The organism is Micromonospora fulviviridis (assembly GCF_014648395.1).
GTDB classification, from domain to species: Bacteria; Actinomycetota; Actinomycetes; order Mycobacteriales; family Micromonosporaceae; genus Micromonospora; species Micromonospora fulviviridis.
Genome location: NZ_BMRA01000009.1, coordinates 14,508 through 31,638, shown reverse-complemented (window position 1 = coordinate 31,638; position 17,131 = coordinate 14,508). Strand labels below are relative to the sequence as shown.

The 17,131-nt window shown below is 73.6% G+C and carries 21 protein-coding genes; 7 read left to right on the top strand and 14 right to left on the bottom strand.

Going from position 1 to position 17,131, the window contains the following annotated elements:
• Nucleotides 1-14: 14 nt before the first annotated feature.
• Nucleotides 15-887, bottom strand: a complete 873-nt coding sequence (gene sigJ / locus IEY96_RS22845; protein WP_189196859.1) for an RNA polymerase sigma factor SigJ — start codon at nucleotides 885-887, stop codon at nucleotides 15-17.
• Nucleotides 888-1,046: 159 nt separating this feature from the next.
• Here sigJ and IEY96_RS22840 point away from each other — a divergent pair, with 159 nt between their 5' ends.
• The gene (locus IEY96_RS22840) at nucleotides 1,047-1,841 is read left to right on the top strand and encodes an SDR family oxidoreductase (RefSeq protein WP_189196858.1); all 795 of its coding nucleotides are present in this window, start codon (nucleotides 1,047-1,049) and stop codon (nucleotides 1,839-1,841) included.
• Here IEY96_RS22840 and IEY96_RS22835 read toward each other — a convergent pair.
• Nucleotides 1,838-2,356 carry an SRPBCC family protein gene (locus IEY96_RS22835; protein ID WP_229791810.1) on the bottom strand — a complete coding sequence of 173 codons (519 nt, stop codon included), beginning with the start codon at nucleotides 2,354-2,356 and terminating at the stop codon, nucleotides 1,838-1,840. The genes IEY96_RS22840 and IEY96_RS22835 overlap by 4 nt on opposite strands.
• A gap of 167 nt (nucleotides 2,357-2,523) precedes the next feature.
• Nucleotides 2,524-3,255, bottom strand: coding sequence for a dienelactone hydrolase family protein (locus IEY96_RS22830; RefSeq protein ID WP_189197069.1), 732 nt, complete (start codon nucleotides 3,253-3,255; stop codon nucleotides 2,524-2,526).
• Nucleotides 3,256-3,570: 315 nt separating this feature from the next.
• Between IEY96_RS22830 and IEY96_RS22825 the strand changes: the two genes are divergently transcribed.
• The gene (locus IEY96_RS22825) at nucleotides 3,571-3,984 is read left to right on the top strand and encodes a hypothetical protein (protein ID WP_189196857.1); all 414 of its coding nucleotides are present in this window, start codon (nucleotides 3,571-3,573) and stop codon (nucleotides 3,982-3,984) included.
• 12 nt (nucleotides 3,985-3,996) lie between these two features.
• Here the strand turns inward: IEY96_RS22825 and IEY96_RS22820 are convergent, their stop codons facing one another.
• The 3 genes from IEY96_RS22820 to IEY96_RS22810 all read right to left on the bottom strand — a co-directional run bounded on the left by IEY96_RS22820 (nucleotide 3,997) and on the right by IEY96_RS22810 (nucleotide 5,152).
• The gene (locus IEY96_RS22820) at nucleotides 3,997-4,635 is read right to left on the bottom strand and encodes a M23 family metallopeptidase (protein ID WP_189196856.1); all 639 of its coding nucleotides are present in this window, start codon (nucleotides 4,633-4,635) and stop codon (nucleotides 3,997-3,999) included.
• 89 nt (nucleotides 4,636-4,724) lie between these two features.
• Nucleotides 4,725-4,904, bottom strand: coding sequence for a hypothetical protein (locus tag IEY96_RS22815; RefSeq protein ID WP_189196855.1), 180 nt, complete (start codon nucleotides 4,902-4,904; stop codon nucleotides 4,725-4,727).
• Nucleotides 4,901-5,152 (bottom strand): hypothetical protein, encoded by a 252-nt coding sequence (locus IEY96_RS22810; protein WP_229791809.1) that lies wholly within the window; start codon nucleotides 5,150-5,152, stop codon nucleotides 4,901-4,903. Before IEY96_RS22810 ends, IEY96_RS22815 begins: the two co-directional genes overlap by 4 nt.
• 162 nt (nucleotides 5,153-5,314) lie before the next feature.
• Between IEY96_RS22810 and cutA the strand changes: the two genes are divergently transcribed.
• Nucleotides 5,315-5,638, top strand: coding sequence for a divalent-cation tolerance protein CutA (gene cutA / locus IEY96_RS22805; RefSeq protein ID WP_189196854.1), 324 nt, complete (start codon nucleotides 5,315-5,317; stop codon nucleotides 5,636-5,638).
• Here the strand turns inward: cutA and IEY96_RS22800 are convergent.
• The 7 genes from IEY96_RS22800 to IEY96_RS22770 form a co-directional block, all read right to left on the bottom strand.
• The gene (locus tag IEY96_RS22800) at nucleotides 5,592-6,812 is read right to left on the bottom strand and encodes a helix-turn-helix domain-containing protein (protein ID WP_189197067.1); all 1,221 of its coding nucleotides are present in this window, start codon (nucleotides 6,810-6,812) and stop codon (nucleotides 5,592-5,594) included. The genes cutA and IEY96_RS22800 overlap by 47 nt on opposite strands.
• Before the next feature lie 140 nt (nucleotides 6,813-6,952).
• Nucleotides 6,953-7,849, bottom strand: a complete 897-nt coding sequence (locus IEY96_RS22795) for an inositol monophosphatase family protein (protein ID WP_229791808.1) — start codon at nucleotides 7,847-7,849, stop codon at nucleotides 6,953-6,955.
• Nucleotides 7,850-7,870: 21 nt separating this feature from the next.
• Nucleotides 7,871-8,524, bottom strand: coding sequence for a hypothetical protein (locus tag IEY96_RS22790; RefSeq protein WP_189196852.1), 654 nt, complete (start codon nucleotides 8,522-8,524; stop codon nucleotides 7,871-7,873).
• The gene (locus IEY96_RS22785; RefSeq protein WP_189196851.1) at nucleotides 8,521-9,522 is read right to left on the bottom strand and encodes a hypothetical protein; all 1,002 of its coding nucleotides are present in this window, start codon (nucleotides 9,520-9,522) and stop codon (nucleotides 8,521-8,523) included. Before IEY96_RS22785 ends, IEY96_RS22790 begins: the two co-directional genes overlap by 4 nt.
• An 88-nt stretch (nucleotides 9,523-9,610) precedes the next feature.
• Nucleotides 9,611-10,369, bottom strand: coding sequence for a class I SAM-dependent methyltransferase (locus tag IEY96_RS22780; RefSeq protein ID WP_189196850.1), 759 nt, complete (start codon nucleotides 10,367-10,369; stop codon nucleotides 9,611-9,613).
• A 141-nt stretch (nucleotides 10,370-10,510) separates the two neighbouring features.
• Nucleotides 10,511-11,467 carry a TolB family protein gene (locus IEY96_RS22775; protein WP_229791807.1) on the bottom strand — a complete coding sequence of 319 codons (957 nt, stop codon included), beginning with the start codon at nucleotides 11,465-11,467 and terminating at the stop codon, nucleotides 10,511-10,513.
• 190 nt (nucleotides 11,468-11,657) lie between these two features.
• Nucleotides 11,658-12,617, bottom strand: coding sequence for a TolB family protein (locus tag IEY96_RS22770; RefSeq protein ID WP_189196848.1), 960 nt, complete (start codon nucleotides 12,615-12,617; stop codon nucleotides 11,658-11,660).
• A 137-nt stretch (nucleotides 12,618-12,754) separates the two neighbouring features.
• Between IEY96_RS22770 and IEY96_RS22765 the strand changes: the two genes are divergently transcribed.
• Entirely contained in the window at nucleotides 12,755-13,348 is a 594-nt protein-coding gene (locus IEY96_RS22765; protein ID WP_189196847.1) for an HD domain-containing protein, read from the top strand.
• Nucleotides 13,349-13,355: 7 nt separating this feature from the next.
• Here IEY96_RS22765 and IEY96_RS22760 read toward each other — a convergent pair whose 3' ends face one another.
• Nucleotides 13,356-14,351, bottom strand: coding sequence for an ArsR/SmtB family transcription factor (locus IEY96_RS22760; protein ID WP_189196846.1), 996 nt, complete (start codon nucleotides 14,349-14,351; stop codon nucleotides 13,356-13,358).
• Between the two features lie 73 nt (nucleotides 14,352-14,424).
• On the opposite strand from IEY96_RS22760, the gene IEY96_RS22755 reads away from it, so the two are divergent.
• The 3 genes from IEY96_RS22755 (at nucleotide 14,425) to IEY96_RS22745 (ending at nucleotide 17,126) form a co-directional block, all read left to right on the top strand.
• Nucleotides 14,425-15,684, top strand: coding sequence for an MFS transporter (locus tag IEY96_RS22755; protein ID WP_189196845.1), 1,260 nt, complete (start codon nucleotides 14,425-14,427; stop codon nucleotides 15,682-15,684).
• Between the two features lie 115 nt (nucleotides 15,685-15,799).
• Complete coding sequence (locus tag IEY96_RS22750; protein ID WP_189196844.1) at nucleotides 15,800-16,354, top strand: AMIN-like domain-containing (lipo)protein; 555 nt, start codon at nucleotides 15,800-15,802, stop codon at nucleotides 16,352-16,354.
• Nucleotides 16,355-16,445: 91 nt separating this feature from the next.
• The gene (locus IEY96_RS22745; RefSeq protein WP_189196843.1) at nucleotides 16,446-17,126 is read left to right on the top strand and encodes a response regulator; all 681 of its coding nucleotides are present in this window, start codon (nucleotides 16,446-16,448) and stop codon (nucleotides 17,124-17,126) included.
• Nucleotides 17,127-17,131 lie beyond the last annotated feature (5 nt).

Sequence of the window (17,131 nt, the reverse complement as noted above, 5' to 3'; positions counted from 1 at the left end):
CGTCGACGGCGGGATCAGCGGTCGAGGTCGAGCGCGGCCAGCCGCTCCGGGTCGGCGATCACGTCGATGGCGGCGATCCGCCCGCCGGTGACCGTGAACGCCATCACCGACAGCGGCCGGCCGGCCGCGCTGACCAGCACCCCGGCGGCGCCGTTGACAAGCACCGGCCGGGCGAACGGGGAGAACCGGCCGAACGTGGTGGCCTGCGCGGCCACCACCCGCGCGCCGGTGAGCACGGTGGAGTGCCGGGCCCGGGCGGACCCACCGTCGGAGCGGAGCACCACGTCGGGGTGCAGCACGGCGACCAGCCCGTCGAAGTCACCCTCCCGGGCGGCGGCCAGGAACGCGGTGACCACCTCCCGCTGGCGGGCCAGGTCCGGGTCCGGCGTGGGCGCCTGCCCGCGTACCCGGCGGCGGGCCCGGCTGGCGAGCTGCCGGGCGGCGGCCGGCGACCGGTCGACCAGCGCGCCGATCTCCTCGAAGGGCACGCCGAACATGTCGTGCAGCACGAAGGCGAGCCGCTCGGTGGGGGTCAGGGTGTCCAGGACCACCAGCAGCGCCAGCCCGACCGAGTCGGCCAGCACCGCGGCGTGCGCGGGATCGGCGTCGGCCTCGGCGACGACCGGATCCGGCAGGCGTACGTCGAGGGGGTCCTCACGCCGGGTGGCGCGGGCCCGCAGGGTGTTCAGGCAGACCCGGGCGACCACCGTGGTCAGCCAGGCGGCCAGGTTGTCCACCTCGGTGGTGTCGGTCCGGGCCAGCCGCAACCAGGTCTCCTGCACGACGTCCTCGGCCTCGCTCAGCGAGCCGAGCATCCGGTACGCCACGGCCCGCAGCTGCGGGCGCTCCTGCTCGAACCGCTCGGCCAGCCAGGTGTCCTCGCCCATGTCCCAGTCCTTCCTCGCGGGGTCCCCGCTGACCGACCCGGGCCGGCACGCCGGTGTGACGGCATGTGACGCCCGTCACTTCGGTCACACCTGTCGCCCGCCCCGGGTCGAGCCGGTGAAGCACGAAACGTAGCGGACCTGCCCGACACGGAGGACGACATGAACGCACCCATCCTGGTCACCGGCGGCACCGGCACCCTGGGCCGGCTCGTCGTGCCGCTGCTGCGCGACGCCGGCCACCCGGTGCGCGTGCTCAGCCGCCGCGGCGGCCGGCTCGCCGACGGCGTCGAGCACGTCACCGCCGACCTGCTCACCGGCGAGGGCGTCGACCCGGCGGTACGCGGGGTCGACACCGTGCTGCACCTGGCCGGCGGCCCCAAGGGCGACGACGTGGCCACCCGCCACCTGGTCGGTGCCGCCCGGCGCGCCGACGTGCGGCACCTCGTGTACATCTCGGTGGTCGGGGCGGACCGGGTGCCGCTGGCCTGGCTGCGGTCCAAGCTGGAGGCCGAACGGGCCGTCGCCGGGTCGGGCGTGCCGTGGACGACGCTGCGCGCCGCCCAGTTCCACGACCTGGCGCTGACCATGGTGGAGAAGATGGCGAAGCTGCCGGTGGTCCCGGTCCCCGGCGGGTTGCGCCTCCAGCCGGTCGACGCCCGCGACGTGGCGGCCCGGATGGCAGAACTGACGCTCGGCACGCCGGCCGGGCTGGTGCCGGAGCTGGCCGGCCCCCGCGTCTACGGCATGGACGAGCTGGTCACCGGCTACCTTACGGCCGTCGGCCGGCGCCGGCTGCGGCTGCCGGTGCGGCTGCCCGGCAGGGCCGGCCGGGCGTACCGCAACGGGGACAACCTCGCCCGCCCCGGCGCCACCCTCGGCGTACGCACCTGGGAGGCGTTCCTGGCGGAGCGGCTGCGGCGGCCGGCGGCCGAGGCGCGCGGCCGCGCGGCCTAGCCCCCGGGCGTCGGGGCCGGGGACGTCGCGGCAAGCTCGGCCAGGTGGCGCAGCGAGTTGGTGAGGTGCTCGGGGCCGAAGGGCGGGAACTGGATGTACTCGCGGATGGACTGTGGCACCGCCGACCAGTCGTAGGTGAGCGTGACCGCGGTCTCCGACGGGCCGAGCGGCGCGAGGTCGTAACGCCACAGCCAGCCGCCGAACTCCAGGTGACCGTCGTCCTTCTCCTGCCCCGTCAGCCAGCCGATGGCGCGCGGCGAGTCGAGCACCTGGACCTGGTTGGCCACCCGGTAGTCACCGTCCGGATGGTTGGCGTGGTACATGTCCATTCGGAAGATCTGCCCCACCTCGGTCAGCGGCGCCCGGTCGACAGGCGCCTGGACCCAGCCGGTGCCGTCGATCGCCGCGTGGGTCGTCGGGTCCGCCAGCACCGCGAAGACCCTCGCGGCGGGCAGGGCGACGGTCAGGGTGGCGGTCACGTTCTCCTGGTCCACGGTGTGCACGCTCCTCGTCATCTCAACTCGGGGCTCCCACAGGCGCCGAACGGGGACGTTCCCCACAAGCAGACGACGGGGCGAGGCGGAACTCATCGGCCGTGTGGGCGAACCCGTACCCGGTTCGCCGAACGCGCCGATCGGGACCGGATCCCGATCGGCGCGTCGCGGACCACCGGCAGGGGTTGTCAGCCGAGGTGTCGGGCGAAGAACCGCAGCGTGCTGTCCAGCTCGAAGGCCGGCATGTCGCCGTGCTTGCCGTTGTTGGCGTGCAGGGTCTTCTCGGCTGAGCCCAGGGCGTCGAACAGCGCCAGACCCTGGGCCCGCGGCACCCGCTCGTCGTCCCACTGCAGCAGGAACTCCACCGGGACGGTGATCCGCGCGGCGGCCTCCGCCGTCGCCAGCGCCCCGCCCAGGCCGAGCACCGCCGCACGGACCCGGGGTTCGGCGGCGACGAACGGCACTCCCAGGCCGCAACCCAACGACACGCCCCAGTAGCCCACCGGACCGGCGCCGACGTGTCCGAGATCCTGGACCGCGTCCAGGACCGCCTGCCATTCCGGGACGGTCTGGCGGGCCACGAGCGCCTGGAAATCGGCGATCAGCGGAGCCAGTTCCGCTCCGGCAGCCACGCGAGCCTGGTTCTCGGTCGCGATCCGGTCGTACCGCTCATCCGTCGGCCGGTCCCCGTGGCCGGGCACATCCACCGCCACGACCGCGAAACCACACTCCGCCACGAAGCGGCGTGCGCGGTCCACGATGTCGGGGGCCTTCTTGTGCTGGCCGCCGCCGTGTCCCATGAGGATGAGGGGACGCGTACCGGCGGCGTCTTCCGGCGTCCACAGCACGCCGGGGATCTCGCCGAGGGTGAAGAGCTGTTCGGAGACGCCGTCCGACGACGTCGCGGGGTTCACGCGCATAGCTTTCGAGCCTTTCGGAATGCCTTCTGCGGGCACTCCCTAGGCCATGCGAGGGAGGGAGCCCAGACCTGTCACAGCGTTGATCGGTCTCACCTCCTCAGTTCGCAGCAGCGCACAGCGACGCAGAAGCTATCACGAAGGGCTCACCCGCGTTGGTGCAAGATCGGCCCACAGGGCAGACGGTGCGCAGAGCATGGCGGGCCGTCTGGCACGGGTGGCGCGGCGAGGCGGAGTGCTGTCTACTCCTCGCCTGTGGGTGGAACAGCCTTGAGCGTCCTGACTCCCTACCCGGCTGAGAGGGTCGAACCGATCCTGGTGGAGGAGATGACCGCCGAAGGCCTGATCCGGTATGAGCCGGACCCGAACGACTGGCACTCGGCCGACGGCCTGCCCTACGGCTACTACCTCCAGTCGCCGGACGCAGAGACCGATCCCGAGGAGCTGCAACTGGTGGAGCGGGCGAGTGGGGCGACCATGCGCTGCGACATCGGGCTGCACATCTTCGTCAGCGACCTCGCCGGCCGTCCCGCCCTCGCCCGGACAGCTCAGCGAGTGGCGCTGCGGACCGACGGCTGGGTGTTCGTCGAGTTTCACGACCCACCCGTCGCAGAGCTCCTCCACCGTCTTGGGGAGGCGGGCCGCTGCATCCCGGTCGGCGACGCCGTCTATCTCGACGCGGCGGCGATGGCCGCGTGGATCGCGCACCCCGACTTTCACGTCATCAAGTGAGCAGGCCACTGCCTAGGGCCGCTCGGCCGGGCAGTTGTCGCTGGTGAGCGTAACGCTGTACTCGGTGTCGTCGTCGGTGATGCCCGACGGCAGGCCGCCGAACCACGTCTCCACCTTCTCCCGGCCCCGGTGCTGCTCGTAGTGCAGGTGCGGCGCACCGGAGTTCCCGGTGCTGCCGACCCGTCCGAGCTGCTCGCCGCGGGCGACCCGCTGTCCCGCCCGGACCAGGGGCGGTTCGAGCAGGTGCAGGTACTGCGTCTCCCACCTGCCACCGTGGTCAATCTTCACCCAGTACCCTCCGCCACGGCCGCGCGGACCCTTCGGGTTTTCCGGGGTACGCCCACCCAGGGACCCGTTGATCCCCGCCACGGTGACCGTGCCGGCGTGGGACGCGAGCACCGGCCGCCCCCACGCGTCGCCTTCCGTGGGGAACAGGTCGACGTCAAAGTCGTCGTGGCCGGGGTAGGTGCCCAGCCGCCAGGTCTCGCCGCAGTGAACGGGGAGCTGGAACGGCGGGCGCGGGCCCGGCGGGCGCAGCAGGGGTACGACGACCACGGCGAGCGCGAGAACGGCCGCGGCCCCGCCGAGCGCGAGAACGACGCGAACGACACGGCGCCGGTCGCGGGATCTGTCTGGCTGGCCGGTCGTCATCGCTCCGAGCATGGCAGACACCGACCACGTGGCGGAGGACAGCCGCCTTCCGACCTTGCGGCCTCCCCCGGTCGTGGCCGACGCTCCGGTCAGCCCACGATGACGCGGCGCACCCGCACCTTCGGAGGCTCGTTGCGCAGGTGCCGGTGCAGGTGCTGACGGACCTGCTCGTTCCAGACCTCCTGGTCGTAGTCCGGGTCCGGCGGGATCCACTTGTGCGACCCGTCGCTGTAGTGGAACTTCGCGTCCCCGGCGCGCAGGACGCTCACCGCACCCACCCGAGGAAGCGCCGGTGCAGCGCGCCGGCCGGCAACCAGTGCAGATCGGCGGAGGCTCGGACGAGCTGCGCGCCCAGGTAGAGCGCGAGCGACACCGGGGCGTCGGCGAACTCCGCCCGTAGCTGCTGTCGGCCGGCGGCACACGGCCACGGCGCGGCACAGCTCCCGCAGCTCCAGACCGGCAGCACCGGGCCGTGCGTGGTCAGTCGCTCGCGCTGATCCACAGCCTGTCCACTCAAGCTCGCTCCCTCCCGGTGGCCCGGCTGCGAGATGTCCGCTGCGGACCGTGCGTCCCCTGGCGAGAAGTAGCCTCACCAGGGATCGGGGGAAGATCCAGGCAACGACCGTCCGCTGCTCGTCCGTGCTGTCCGCGGACAGCGGTCGCCACTAGGGTTTGCCGGGTGGACGACTTCCTTCAGGTGTCGACGGCGACCTTGACCCGGGACGCGGGCGTTCGGCTCGCGGAGGGGGCCGTAGCCGCCCGGCTCGCCGCGAGCGCGCAGGTGCTCGGCCCGGTGACGAGCGTGTTCTGGCATCTCGGCGAGCAGGGCACCGGCGAGGAATGGCAGGTCCTTCTCGTCACGACCGCCGCGCGATACGCGGCGCTCGAACGCCATCTGCTCACGGAGCATCCGTGGCGGAACCCCCAGGTGGTCGCGGTGCCGATCGTGAGCGGCGCTACCGACTATCTGGCGTGGGTGCGGCGGTCGGTGCAGGACGCGTAGCCGCCTCGGCGGTCATTGCCCGCAGCTCGACCACGCAGGGCAACAGGGTGTGCGGCTCCAGGCGACGGAGTAGCGCATCGATCCGCTGGCCGGGGCGGACGGAGGCGACTCCACCCGCCAGTCGGAGGGCAGTGGCGGCAGCGTCGCAGGCCATCTCGACCTCATTCGCGTCCAGATAGGCGTCGGCAAGCCAGGTGAGGTAGAGCGCCTTGTCCCGGGCGTAGGTGTCGTCGAACTCGGCCAGGACACGCTCAAGGACCGGAACGGCCCGGACCGGTCGACGCAGGGCGGTCCAGCAACGCCCGGTCATGACCTCGCTCTCCGTCCGGTCGACCCAGTACACCCAGTCGGGCTCAGGACGCTCGTCCTTCTCCGCGAGACACCGGGTGCCGATGCCCAGGTGCCGGTCCGCGCCGCCGGCATCCCCGGCCGTCGCGAACGCCCAAGCCGCGCGGAGATGCAACAACGCACGGACGCCCGGTGTCGCCGCTACGCCGACTGTGGTGCAGGCGGCGTCGGCCAGGTCTACGGCTCGGCCGTGCAGAGTGAGCTGCTGGTAGGCGAGAAGCGCGAGTCCGTTGCCGATGAGCGGGGCATCGTCCGCCTCGCGCGCCGCCGCGAGGCTGGTCCGGTACAGGCGCTCCGCCTCGTCGTGCACACCGGCATCGAATGCCGCCCAGCCGGCCAGTTGCGCCTGCTCGGCGAGGATCGCAAGCAGCTGCCGGCCGACGGCTTCGCTGTAGGAGCCGTCCCGGATCAGCCGGCTCGTCGACTCGACCTCGGCGGCGTACGCCTGGCGCGTGTCGGCACCGCCGAGGTAGTTGTCGAGGCGACGGAGCCGGGCGGTGCGTTCGGCGAGCCTCCCCGGCGTCGCGGCGTCGACCTGGCGGCCATGGCTCAACAGGGTGTGCGGCAGGGCAGCCGCGAGCCCCGCTGCGGCGACGAATTCCCGCCGGCGGACTCCCGGTCTGGCGGCGAGCGCGACAAGTTCACCCCTGGCCCGCAACACCCGGTCGAGCTGCTGGGCGATCTGGGCCGTCGGGGCCTTGGCGCCGGTTTCCAGCTCGTGCAGATAGGACTTGCCGTAGAACGTCAGTCTCGCCAGACCGCGCAGGGAGAGCCCGCTCTCCTCCCGCAGGGCACGCAGCCGGCACGCGAACGAAGGTTCGGTCATGTTCACCTACCAAGGTGGCCCGAGCGACGCCGGAGACACGAGCGGAAATCCGTACGGTAGCCGATCAAGCACGGAAAGTCCGGCAGCCACCAGCGGCACCCGACCTCGCAGGTCGAAGCCCACGATTCCAGTGGCTCGGGTCACCAGCCGACGGTGGAGAGGCTGATCGGGGTGAGCTGGCGGACCTGCGGCTCGATCCACTGTGCTGCGGTGACCAGCTTGACCAGCCGGTCGATGGTCTCCGGCGGGCCCGCCACGAAGCTGCGCCGGTCCGCCGGGCAGCCGTACCGGTCGTCGAAGCAGCCGCCGTCGAGGGCACGGACCACCATGCCGGCCTCGGCGGCGAGCAGCATCCCGGCCGGCAGGTCGACCGCCTCGGGCCGGTAGCCGACGATGCCGTCGATGTCGCCACGGGCCAGCATCACCCAGGACAGCAGGGGCGCCCACAGTTGCAGCACCCGGCGGGCGGTGGTGTCGAGCACGACCTTCAGCGCGCGGGCGGTGCTGTCGTCGCGGGCCACCTCGTGCCCCTGGGTCCAGGCCAGCACCGGCGCGGTCGGCACCGGACGGCGGGGCGCGTGCAGGGGGCGGCCGGCCGGCCCGGACTCGTGCACGAAGGCGCCCCGGCCGCGGACGGCGGACCAGGTGCGGCCGGCGACCGGGTCGTGCACCACGCCGAGCACCGGCGAGCCGCGGTCGCAGAGGGCTATCCCGACCACGTACGCGGGCAGCCCGATCGCCACGTTGTTGGTCCCGTCGAGCGGGTCGACCAGCCAGGCCCAGGAGTTGTCGGCCGCGTACTCGCCGCCCTCCTCGGCGATCACCCCGTGCTCGGGCCAGCGGGCCCGGATCCGGTCGACGATCAGCCGTTCGGCGGCCAGGTCCAGGTCGGTGACCAGGTCACCGGAGTCGTTCTTGGCCCGGGCGTGCAGCTCCCCCCGGGTGCCCCGGCGCAGCAGCCGCCCGGCCGCCTGGGCCGCCTCCACCGCGAACCGGTGCGCGTCGCGCAGGTCGGGCCCGCCTCTGTTCGGCTCCATGTCCATGGCTCCTCCAGCCAGTCAGCCCCGTGCCACCAGTCGCGCGATCTCCCGCGCCATCCGTGCCGTCTCCGCCGGGTCGCAGCGGTCCCGGCGTACCCGGTGGCTGCGCCCGTCCACCGCGCCGAGGCTCAGGTCGCACACGCCGGGGGTGGTCCGGCCGAGCGCCACGGTCACCGCCGGCTCGCCGGCGTCGACCTCCGAGGTGTGGAAGCCGCCGGCGCGCAGCGCGTACGAGTCGCCGACGGTGTGCGTCTCCACGGTGGCGGTCACGGCGGTGACCAGCCGGTCGGTGGCCGCCATCTCGTCGACGTCGCCGCGGCTGTGCACCTCGTAGATCCGCCAGGCCGGGTCGGCGGGCGCGTCGGTCACCTCGATCAGCTCGTTGCGGACCGTGCCGTGCAGCACGTGGCTGAGCAGGTCCCAGCTGTGCGAGTGCATGGTCGAGGTGGTCGGCCGCACCGGCGGCGGGTCGGCCGGCCAGGCGTGCACGCAGATCCCGTCCGGGCCGGTGCGCTCCACCGGCAGGCAGGTGAAGCCGAGCGGGTGCCGCACGGCCAGCAGCGGCCGCCGGCCCTCGGCGACGTCGTCGAGGACGTCGAGCACCCAGCCGCGCAGCAGCTCCGGCCGGGCGCCCCGGTCGATCTCCCGTTCGAGGTCGGCGTAGGTCATCATGCGTACGGGTTCCTCGCCTGGATGGCCCGGCTCACGATGTCGGCGACCTCGCGGTCGCCGAAGGACCGGGGTAGCGGCAGCCCGAGCGCGGCGAACAGCTTGCGCACCTGCTCGACGGAGGGCTCGTCGTCCAGCTTCACCGTCGCGGCGGCCTCGATGGGCACCCGCCGGCTCTGCTTCCGGCTGTAGTCCAGCTCGATGTTGAACCGGTTGTAGTAGAGCTCCCTGCGGTCGATCCGCAGGGCCGGTGTCTGCGGGTTCTCCTGCGTGATGATGACGCAGGTCGAGGAGAGGTCGTAGCGGAAGGTGGTCATCTCCGCGGAGAGCCGGACCTCGACGGTGAGCAGCCCGGAGCGTTGCAGGTGCCAGCAGGCGGCCAGCACGGTCGCGTACGACTCTTTGCGGGTGCGGTCGACCGTCCACCGCTCCCCCGGCGCGTCCGGGTCGAGGCTGCGGCGGAACCGCGCGTAGCGCTCGCAGACGTCCTCGTCGGTCGGGTCGATGATCTCGATGGCGAAGCTCAGGGTGGCGTTGCGCCGGCGGGCGTGCTCCAGGCACTGCGGCAGGGTGACCGCCCGGGTGAAGGTGCCCGTTCCGCCCTTGAACGCCCACGAGTCGGTGTGCTGGCGGGCCTCGGCGAGAGCCCGGCCGACCTCGCTGCCGTGCAGCACCCGCACCATGGAGACGCTGTCGATCGCGTCGCGGGCCCGGTTCAGCGCTCCCTCCGGGCCGGTGATCTCGTTCATCTGGGGGACCAGCTCGGTGAGCCGGTCACGGGTGTCCCGCATGACCTCCCGCACCTGCTGCTGAGCGGTCTCCCGGCGCAGCCGGTCGCGCAGCACGGCCTGCGCGAGCACCGCGAGGACCAGCAGGATGGCGCTGTTGACCACGTCCTGGCTGACCGTGTTGGTCAGGCCGAGGATGGCCACGGTCACGGCCAACAGCAGGCCGATGAACGCGTCGAGATTGTTGACGACCCAGGTGAACAGGCGCGCCATGACATCCCCCGGTCGACGACGGAACCTCCATGATAGCCCTTTGTCAATATCACCATCACGCGCTGTTCGGGTGACCCGTAGCCCTCGGTTACGGCGCCTCCGCCGTGCGCCGGGCGGCGCAGATCAGCGAGCCGCCGAGCCCCGGCGCGACCCGGGCCAGCAGCCGGGAGGCGACCCACCGTCCACCTGGGAGCCGCCAGCCGACCTCGTTGGACCGGATCGCCAGCGGCGCGAACCCGGCCCGGCACAACACCCGCCGCAGCAGCGACGCGGTGAAGGGCCGGATGTGCAGCCACAGGTAGGGGTGCAGCGGGTCCACCTGGCGGGGCGCCCGGCCGGCGAGGAAGGCCAGCCGGTCCTGTGCCGGCGCCAGGTTGGGGGTGGTCAGCACGAGCAGGCCGCCCGGGGCGAGGACCCGGTGGCACTCCCGCAGCAGCGCGAGCGGGTCGTAGACGTGCTCGATGAGCTCGCCGGTGAGCAGGCCGGCGAAGCTGCCGGCGCGGAACGGCAGGCCGCGGGTGGCGTCCAGGCAGACCGGCAGGGCCGCGCCGCCGGCGGCCCGCCGGGCCGCGCCGAGCGCGGCCTCGGCCATGTCGGCCACCACGAGCGGGCCGGGCAGCGCCGCCGGGTCGAGCATGCTGCGCGGGCCGCAGCCCAGCTCCAGCACCGGCCGTCCCGCGGGCACGCCGTCGACCATGAGCCGGGCCGCGACCGCCCGGCGGATCCGGTGGTACGGGTCGTCGACGTACCCGTTGACCTGCGCGCCGTCGTGGTAGCTGCGCCGGTTGGCGCGGCGGCCGTGCGCCTGCGCGCGGCGCGACGAGGTCCCGGTCGGCGGCTCGGCCATCGCAACCTCCACTGCGGTCGTCGCCCCCGTCGGCGGCGCCCGTCTCCAGCCTCGCACCGCTCCCGCCCGGCGGCCCGGAAATCCGCCCCGGGTACGCCGACGCGGCGGCCGGCATGCCGGCCGCCGCGTCGCGGATCGTGCTCAGATGGCGCGGGCCCAGTCGAGCCGGCTGCTGTCGTCGTACTCGTCGCCGGGGATCCACCAGGGCTCGCCGAAGCCGCTGGTCGAGACGATGATGTTGCCGCCGTCCGGGGCCTCGTTGGTCGGCGGGATCGACAGGGCGGCGCAGTAGCGTCCGTCGGGCGAGAACACCGGGGACTGGTAGTACCGGGTCTCGTCGGTGAGCCGCTTGAGGCCGGTGCCGTCGATCCGCACCGAGCCGAGCGCCTGCCCGCCGAGCACCTCGGTGTCCCGGGTCCACCGGTTGGTGCAGAACACCACCCGCTCCGAGTTGGGCATGAAGACCGGCCCGTGGAAGAGCTCGCCGGCCGCCTCGGGGGTGTAGATCGGCCGTACCTTGCCGGTGGCCAGCTCCAGCGTGCGCAGCTGCGGCCCCTCGGAGCGGCTGGTCCAGCGCATGACGATCATGGAGCCGTCCCGGGACCAGTTCGGGTACGACATGACGTGTCCCTGGACGAGGACCCGCTTCGCGGCCGTGGCCACGTCGACCGCGACCAGGGTGTCGTTTCCGATGACCAGGGCGATCTGCGTGCCGTCCGGGGACCACGTCGGGGCACCGTAGTGGGTGCCGAACGGGTCGGCGAGCAGCTTCCGGATCTCGCCGGTGACCCGGTCGAACAGCTGCACGTACGGCATGAGGCTGCCGTCGCCCGACCGGGCGTTGTTGACCCAGGCCACGTACCGGCCGTCGGGCGACGTGGTGGCCTGGTCGCCGTCGTCGAGCAGTTGCTGTGGCGTGGTGTGGCCGGGGTTGACCTGGAGCACGCCCCAGCCGACGCTGACCAGCCACGGCCCGTTGACCACCTCGGTGGTCTCCGCCGCGGCGGCGGGCGCCGCCGCAGTCAGCCCGCCGGCCAGCCCGGTCGCCGCGGCCGCCCCGGCCAGCGCGGCGGTGCGCAGCAGCGCACGTCGATTCATCTCGGTCATGGAAACCCCCGTGGTAGACGTCGCTCCACCCTCCTGAAGGGAGGACCGGGGCGGCATCGGACGAGCAGCCGGTCCACGGTCGGCCGTGCGGTCACCGCGCAGCGCGCCGGGCCGGCAGCGCGGTCCGGCCCGGACACGGCGACGCGGCGGCCGGCACCGGCCGCCGCGTCGCGGGTCGCGCTCAGATGGCGCGGGCCCAGTCCACCCGCATGCTGTCGTCGTACTCGTCGCCGGGGATCCACCAGGGCTCGCCGAAGCCGCTCGTGGAGACGATGATGTTGCCACCGTCCGGGTACTCGTTGGTGGGCGGCACCGACAGCGCGGCGCAGTAGCGGCCGTCCGGCGAGAACACCGGCGACAGGTACATCCGCGGCTCGTCGGTGAGCTTCTTGAGGCCGGTGCCGTCGATCCGCACCGACGCGAGGGAGTCCTCACCGAGCGGCAGGTCGACGTCGCGGTACCAGCGGTTGGTGCAGAACACCACCCGCTCCGAGTTGGGCATGAAGACCGGCCAGCCGAACCGCTCACCCTCGTCGGGCTGGTAGACCCGCCGCACCCGGCCGGTGGCGAGTTCCAACATGCGCAACTGGCGGCCCTCCGAGCGGCTGGTCCACTCCATGATGATCATGGAGCCGTCCCGGGACCAGTTGGGGCGGTACATGCTGTGCCCCTGGACGAGCACCCGCCGCGCGCCGGTGGCCACGTTCACCGCGACCAGCGTCACGCGGTCGACGACCAGGGCGACCTCGGTGCCGTCCGGCGACCAGGTCGGCCACTCGTACGAGACGCCGAACGGGTCGCTGATCACCTTCCGGACCTCGCCGGTCACCCGGTCGTAGAGCGACAGGCTGGACCCGGTCTCGCCCTCGTAGCGCAGGTTGTTCACGGCCACGTACCGGCCGTCGGGCGAGGTGGTGGCGTCGTAGGCGTGCGACAGCAGCACCTGCGGCGTGGTGTGGCCCGGGTTGATCTGGAGCAGCCCCGCGCTGCCGGTGACCAGCCACGGCCCGTTGACCACCTCGGTGGTCTCCGCCGCGGCGGCGGACCCCGCGACGGTCAGACCGCCGGCGAGCCCGGTCGCCGTGGCCGCGCCGGCCAGCGCGGCGGCCCGCAGCAGGGCACGCCGATTCAACTCAGTCATGAAACACCCCCGTGATAGACGTCGCTCCACCCTCCTGAACGGACGCTCACCACGGGATCGGACGAGCGGCCGATCCGCCGTCGGCCAGACGGTCATCCCGTATGGTCACGGCCCCGCGGGCGCGTACCCTCGCCCCGGTGACCTCCGACGCGCTGCGCCGCGCCCTCACCGACCCGGGCGACCCGCCGCTGCTCCCCCTGCCCGGCGTGGCCGCCGAACTGCTCGCCGCCCTGGACGCGCCGCCCCGGCTCGCCGCGCACCTGCGGCTGGTGCACGACGTCGCCCGGCAGCTCACCGTGGCGTTCGCCGACCGCTTCCCCCTGGTGCCGTTCGACCGGCAGGCGGTGCTGTTCGGCGCGGCGATCCACGACCTGGGCAAGGTCGAGCACCCCGGGGAGCTGTCCGGACCCGGCTCGGCCCACGAGGAGGCGGGCTACCAGCTGCTGCTGCGCTTCGGCGTACCCGAGGAGCGGGCCCGCTTCGCCGTCACCCACGCGGCCTGGCACGCGCCGGGCGTCCAACTGGAGGACCTGCTGGTCAGCCTCGCCGACAAGGTGTGGAAGGGCAGGCGCGTCACCGACCTGGAGGAGCTGGTGGTGGACCGGCTCGCCGACATCACCGGCCAGCCGGCCTGGCAGGCCTTCCTGGACCTCGACGACGTGCTCGCCGGGCTGGCCGCCGGCGCCGACCACCGGCTGGCCTTCCAGGGCGAGCACCCGGTGCACGGCTGAGCCGGCATCAGCCGCCGGCCGGCTCGGGTGCGCCGGCGCCGGCCAGCAGCGCCTCCGCCGAGCTGGTCCGGGCGTACAGCAGGAACCGTCCGGCCCGGTGGGTGCCGACCAGGCCGGCGTCGCGCAGCGCGGTCAGGTGGTGGGAGACCGTGCCGGCGCTGAGGCCGCACCGCCGGGCCAGCTCCGTGGTGGCGGCCGGCACGGCGAGCTGGTGCAGCAGCGTGGCGCGGGTGCGCCCCAGCACCCGGGCGAGCGCCGCGCTGGCCGGGGCGGCGCTGCGCTCCCAGAGCGTCCCGACCGCCCGGGCCGGATAGCGCAGGAGAGGTTGCGAGGTTCGCTCGGACAGGTTGGACCAGACCCGCGCGCCACCGAAGACCGACGGGACCAGCAGCAGGCCCCGCCCGCCCAGGTCGACCGTGCCCGCGCGGGTCAGGTGGTCCACCTGCAACGTCCCGTCGTCCCAGGAGACGTACGGGTCGATCCGGTTGAGCAGGCCGCGCACGCCGTCGGTCGCCATCCGCCCGGCTCCGACGAGCACCTCGCGTTCCAGCAGTGTCCGCATCCGGGGCCAGTACGGGGCGATCGCCACCTCGACGTAGTCGGCGATCACCTGGGCGAGTCGGGCCAGCCCGGCGGGCGGGTCGGCGTACAGGGCGGCGAGCCGGGGCGGGCGCGGCCCGGGCAGCTCGTCCAGGCCGGCCCGGACCACCTCCGGCGGGGTGGCGGCGAGCACGGCCAGTTCCCAGTCGATGGTGGGCAGGGCGGACGGCGGGGGCGGACAGACGAAGCTCGGGATCACCACGGTCGGCATCGGCACGAGGTCGGCGAGGAGCCGCCAGTCCACCGTGAACAGCCGAGGCCGTACCTGCCGGTGCCAGAGCTGGTGGGCGGGGAACCAGTCGGGGCTCCGGAGCACCCGGACGCTGGCGACCGCCTCCCAGAGCGGGGAGATCGCGAACCGGATCCCGGCGAGGTCCCGCACCCCCAGCGCGACGCTCAGCATCCGGACCTCCCGACGGATTCGACCTGGCTCAAACTTATCGACCGCGGCGGCGGCCCCGACCAGGGTCCCTGTCATGACCACCACCGTCCCGGCGGACACCCGCTGGCCCCGCCCGTTCCGCTACGTCTACGCGGCCAACCTGACCGACAGCCTGGGCTTCCAGGTGGGCTACCTGGCCGTGCCGGTGCTGGCCGTGTCGGTGCTCGCCGCCACCCCCGGCCAGGTCGGCCTCCTCGCGACGCTCGGCACCGCCGCCTTCCTGCTGGTCGGGCTGCCCGCCGGGGTCTGGGTGGACCGGTCGCCCCGCCGTACCGTGATGGTCGCCGCCGACCTGGCCCGTGCCGCCCTGTACGCCTCGATCCCGCTGGCCTGGTGGGCGGACACGCTGACCCTCGGCCAGCTCTACGCGGTCGTGCTGCTCACCGGCGTCGGCACGGTCTTCGGTGACGTGGCCGCGCAGAGCTTCCTGCCGGAGCTGGTCGGCCGGGACCGCCTGGTGGCGGCGAACTCGCTGCTCATGACGACCAACGCCACCATCCAGATCGGCGGAAGAGGGTTCGGCGGCCTGCTCGTGCAGTGGCTCGGCGCCCCGCTCGCCCTGGCCCTGAACGCGGTCACCCACCTGCTCTCCGCGCTCGCCCTCACCCGGGTACGCCCCACCCCCACCGTCGGGGCCGGACGGGACCGGCCGGCGGCCGGCTTCGGCCGGCAGCTCGCCGAGGGCGTCCGGCACGTGCTGGGCAACCCGCTGCTGCGCCCGCTGGCCGTGTCGCTGGCCGGCATCAATCTCACCGTCAACCTGATGACCACAATGCTGCCGGTCGTCTTCCTGCGCGAACTCGGGCTCGGCGCCGGCGCGCTCGGGCTCTTCCTCGGCGCCGGCGGGGTCGGGGCGCTGCTCGGCGCCGTGACCGCCCGTCCGCTGGCCGCCCGGATCGGGTACGGCCGGGCGCTCTGGCTGCCCGGGCTGCTGGTGGCCCCGGCCGGCGCGCTGGTCGCCCTCGTCGACACCGGAGCGTGGCTGTGGCTGGCCGGCCTCGGCTGGCTGGCGCTGGCCTGGCGGACCGGGATCGGCAACGTGATCGGCGTCAGCCTGCGGCAACGGGTCACCCCGGACGCGCTGGTCGGCCGGATGAACGCCACCTTCCGGTTCCTGCTCACCGGCGCGATCGCGGTCGGCGCCGCGCTGGCCGGCCTGCTCGGCCAGTACGCCGGCCCGCGTACCTCACTCTGGGTCGGCGCGATCGGCGCCGCGTTGACCTGGCTGCCGCTCTACCGCTCCCCGGTGCGCACGATGTCCGACCCCGGCCATCTGACCCCGGCCGCCGGTTGACGCGCACCGCTGTTACCCGGCGGTTACCCGGCTGCGAAGCCGCTGTGGCACGGCACGCCGACCGTCAGGGCAGGGACACCGGACGGGGTCCCGGCACACCGCCAGGGAGGCCACCATGAGACTGAGGAGAACACTGCTGGCGCTGGTCGTCGTGCTCGGCGGGCTGGTCGCCGGCACGGGCGGCGCGACCGCGGCGGCGCCGTACTGCGGGATCACCTGGGGCAGCACGGCCAAGTCGGCCGGCGCCCTCAGCACCGACCCGCTGATCGAGGTCCGCACCGGCCGGCACGACTGCTGGGACCGGGTGGTCTTCGAGTTCGCCGGACCGGCGAACGGCTACTCCGTCGCCTACGGCGAGACGTACACGGAGGGACAGGGGCTCGCGTTGAGCCCGTACACCGCCGGCGGCGCGCTGCTGTCGGTGTCGCTGCGGGCGCCCGCGTACGACGACGCGCACGTCGCCACCCTGCCCTACCGCGCCGGTGAGCACGCCGCGACCGTGCTGGGCTACCGCACGCTGCGGGACGTCGTCTTCGGCGGCAGCTTCGAGGGCTACACCACCTTCGCGGTGGGCGTCCGCGCCCGACTGCCGTTCCGGGTCTTCGTGCTCAGCGGCCCCGGCACGCACAGCCGCATCGTGATCGACGTGGCCCACCAGTGGCAGGCGTGACCTTTCCGCAGGTGAGAGGGGCCGACCGGCCCCTCATCACCGTCCGTTGCGCCCACGCCCCACAGCGTGCGCCGGACTACCCTGAGTGGTCATGGAGGGCCGCGTGCTGGTCGTCGAGGACGACGCCTCCATCCGGGAGGTGACCGCCCTCGGCCTGCGCCGGGCCGGGTTCCGGGTGGACACCGCCGCCGACGGCGCGGCCGCCCTCACCGCGTGGCGGGCCGGCCCGGTCGACCTCATCGTGCTCGACGTGATGCTCCCCCGCCTCGACGGATTCGAGGTGTGCCGCGAGATCCGGCACACCAGTCAGGTGCCGATCCTCATGCTCACCGCCCGTACCGACACCATCGACGTGGTGGTCGGCCTCGAATGCGGGGCCGACGACTACCTGCGCAAGCCGTTCGACCTGCCGGAGCTGGTCGCCCGGGTGCGCGCCGTGCTCCGCCGGACCGTCGCCCCACCCCCCGAGACCACCGTGGCCGCCGGGCCGCTGGAGATCGACCCGGCCCGCTTCGTGGCCCGCAAGGACGGCCGGGAGCTGACCCTCACGGCCACCGAGTTCCGGCTGCTGCTGGAGCTGGCCCGGCGCCCCGGCCAGGTGTTCACCCGCGAGTTGCTGCTCGACCGGGTCTGGGGACACAGCTACCTCGGCGACTCCCGGCTGGTCGACGTCGCCGTGCAGCGCCTGCGCGCCAAGGTCGAGGACGACCCGGGCGCGCCGACCCTGATCCGGACGGTCCGCGGGGCCGGCTACAAGCTCTCGACGGGGTGAGCGCG

What these genes read in the sequence shown, in the direction of transcription:
- IEY96_RS22840 (WP_189196858.1), top strand. Translation starts at nt 1,047, where the DNA reads ATGAACGCACCCATCCTGGTCACCGGCGGCACCGGCACCCTGGGCCGG.
- IEY96_RS22830 (WP_189197069.1), bottom strand. Translation starts at nt 3,255, where the DNA reads ATGCGCGTGAACCCCGCGACGTCGTCGGACGGCGTCTCCGAACAGCTC.
- IEY96_RS22800 (WP_189197067.1), bottom strand. Translation starts at nt 6,812, where the DNA reads ATGACCGAACCTTCGTTCGCGTGCCGGCTGCGTGCCCTGCGGGAGGAG.
- IEY96_RS22835 (WP_229791810.1), bottom strand. Translation starts at nt 2,356, where the DNA reads ATGACGAGGAGCGTGCACACCGTGGACCAGGAGAACGTGACCGCCACC.
- IEY96_RS22785 (WP_189196851.1), bottom strand. Translation starts at nt 9,522, where the DNA reads ATGGCGCGCCTGTTCACCTGGGTCGTCAACAATCTCGACGCGTTCATC.
- IEY96_RS22750 (WP_189196844.1), top strand. Translation starts at nt 15,800, where the DNA reads ATGAGACTGAGGAGAACACTGCTGGCGCTGGTCGTCGTGCTCGGCGGG.
- IEY96_RS22760 (WP_189196846.1), bottom strand. Translation starts at nt 14,351, where the DNA reads ATGCTGAGCGTCGCGCTGGGGGTGCGGGACCTCGCCGGGATCCGGTTC.
- IEY96_RS22775 (WP_229791807.1), bottom strand. Translation starts at nt 11,467, where the DNA reads ATGAATCGACGTGCGCTGCTGCGCACCGCCGCGCTGGCCGGGGCGGCC.
- IEY96_RS22780 (WP_189196850.1), bottom strand. Translation starts at nt 10,369, where the DNA reads ATGGCCGAGCCGCCGACCGGGACCTCGTCGCGCCGCGCGCAGGCGCAC.
- IEY96_RS22770 (WP_189196848.1), bottom strand. Translation starts at nt 12,617, where the DNA reads ATGACTGAGTTGAATCGGCGTGCCCTGCTGCGGGCCGCCGCGCTGGCC.
- IEY96_RS22755 (WP_189196845.1), top strand. Translation starts at nt 14,425, where the DNA reads ATGACCACCACCGTCCCGGCGGACACCCGCTGGCCCCGCCCGTTCCGC.
- IEY96_RS22820 (WP_189196856.1), bottom strand. Translation starts at nt 4,635, where the DNA reads ATGACGACCGGCCAGCCAGACAGATCCCGCGACCGGCGCCGTGTCGTT.
- IEY96_RS22790 (WP_189196852.1), bottom strand. Translation starts at nt 8,524, where the DNA reads ATGATGACCTACGCCGACCTCGAACGGGAGATCGACCGGGGCGCCCGG.
- sigJ (WP_189196859.1), bottom strand. Translation starts at nt 887, where the DNA reads ATGGGCGAGGACACCTGGCTGGCCGAGCGGTTCGAGCAGGAGCGCCCG.
- IEY96_RS22745 (WP_189196843.1), top strand. Translation starts at nt 16,446, where the DNA reads ATGGAGGGCCGCGTGCTGGTCGTCGAGGACGACGCCTCCATCCGGGAG.
- IEY96_RS22795 (WP_229791808.1), bottom strand. Translation starts at nt 7,849, where the DNA reads ATGGAGCCGAACAGAGGCGGGCCCGACCTGCGCGACGCGCACCGGTTC.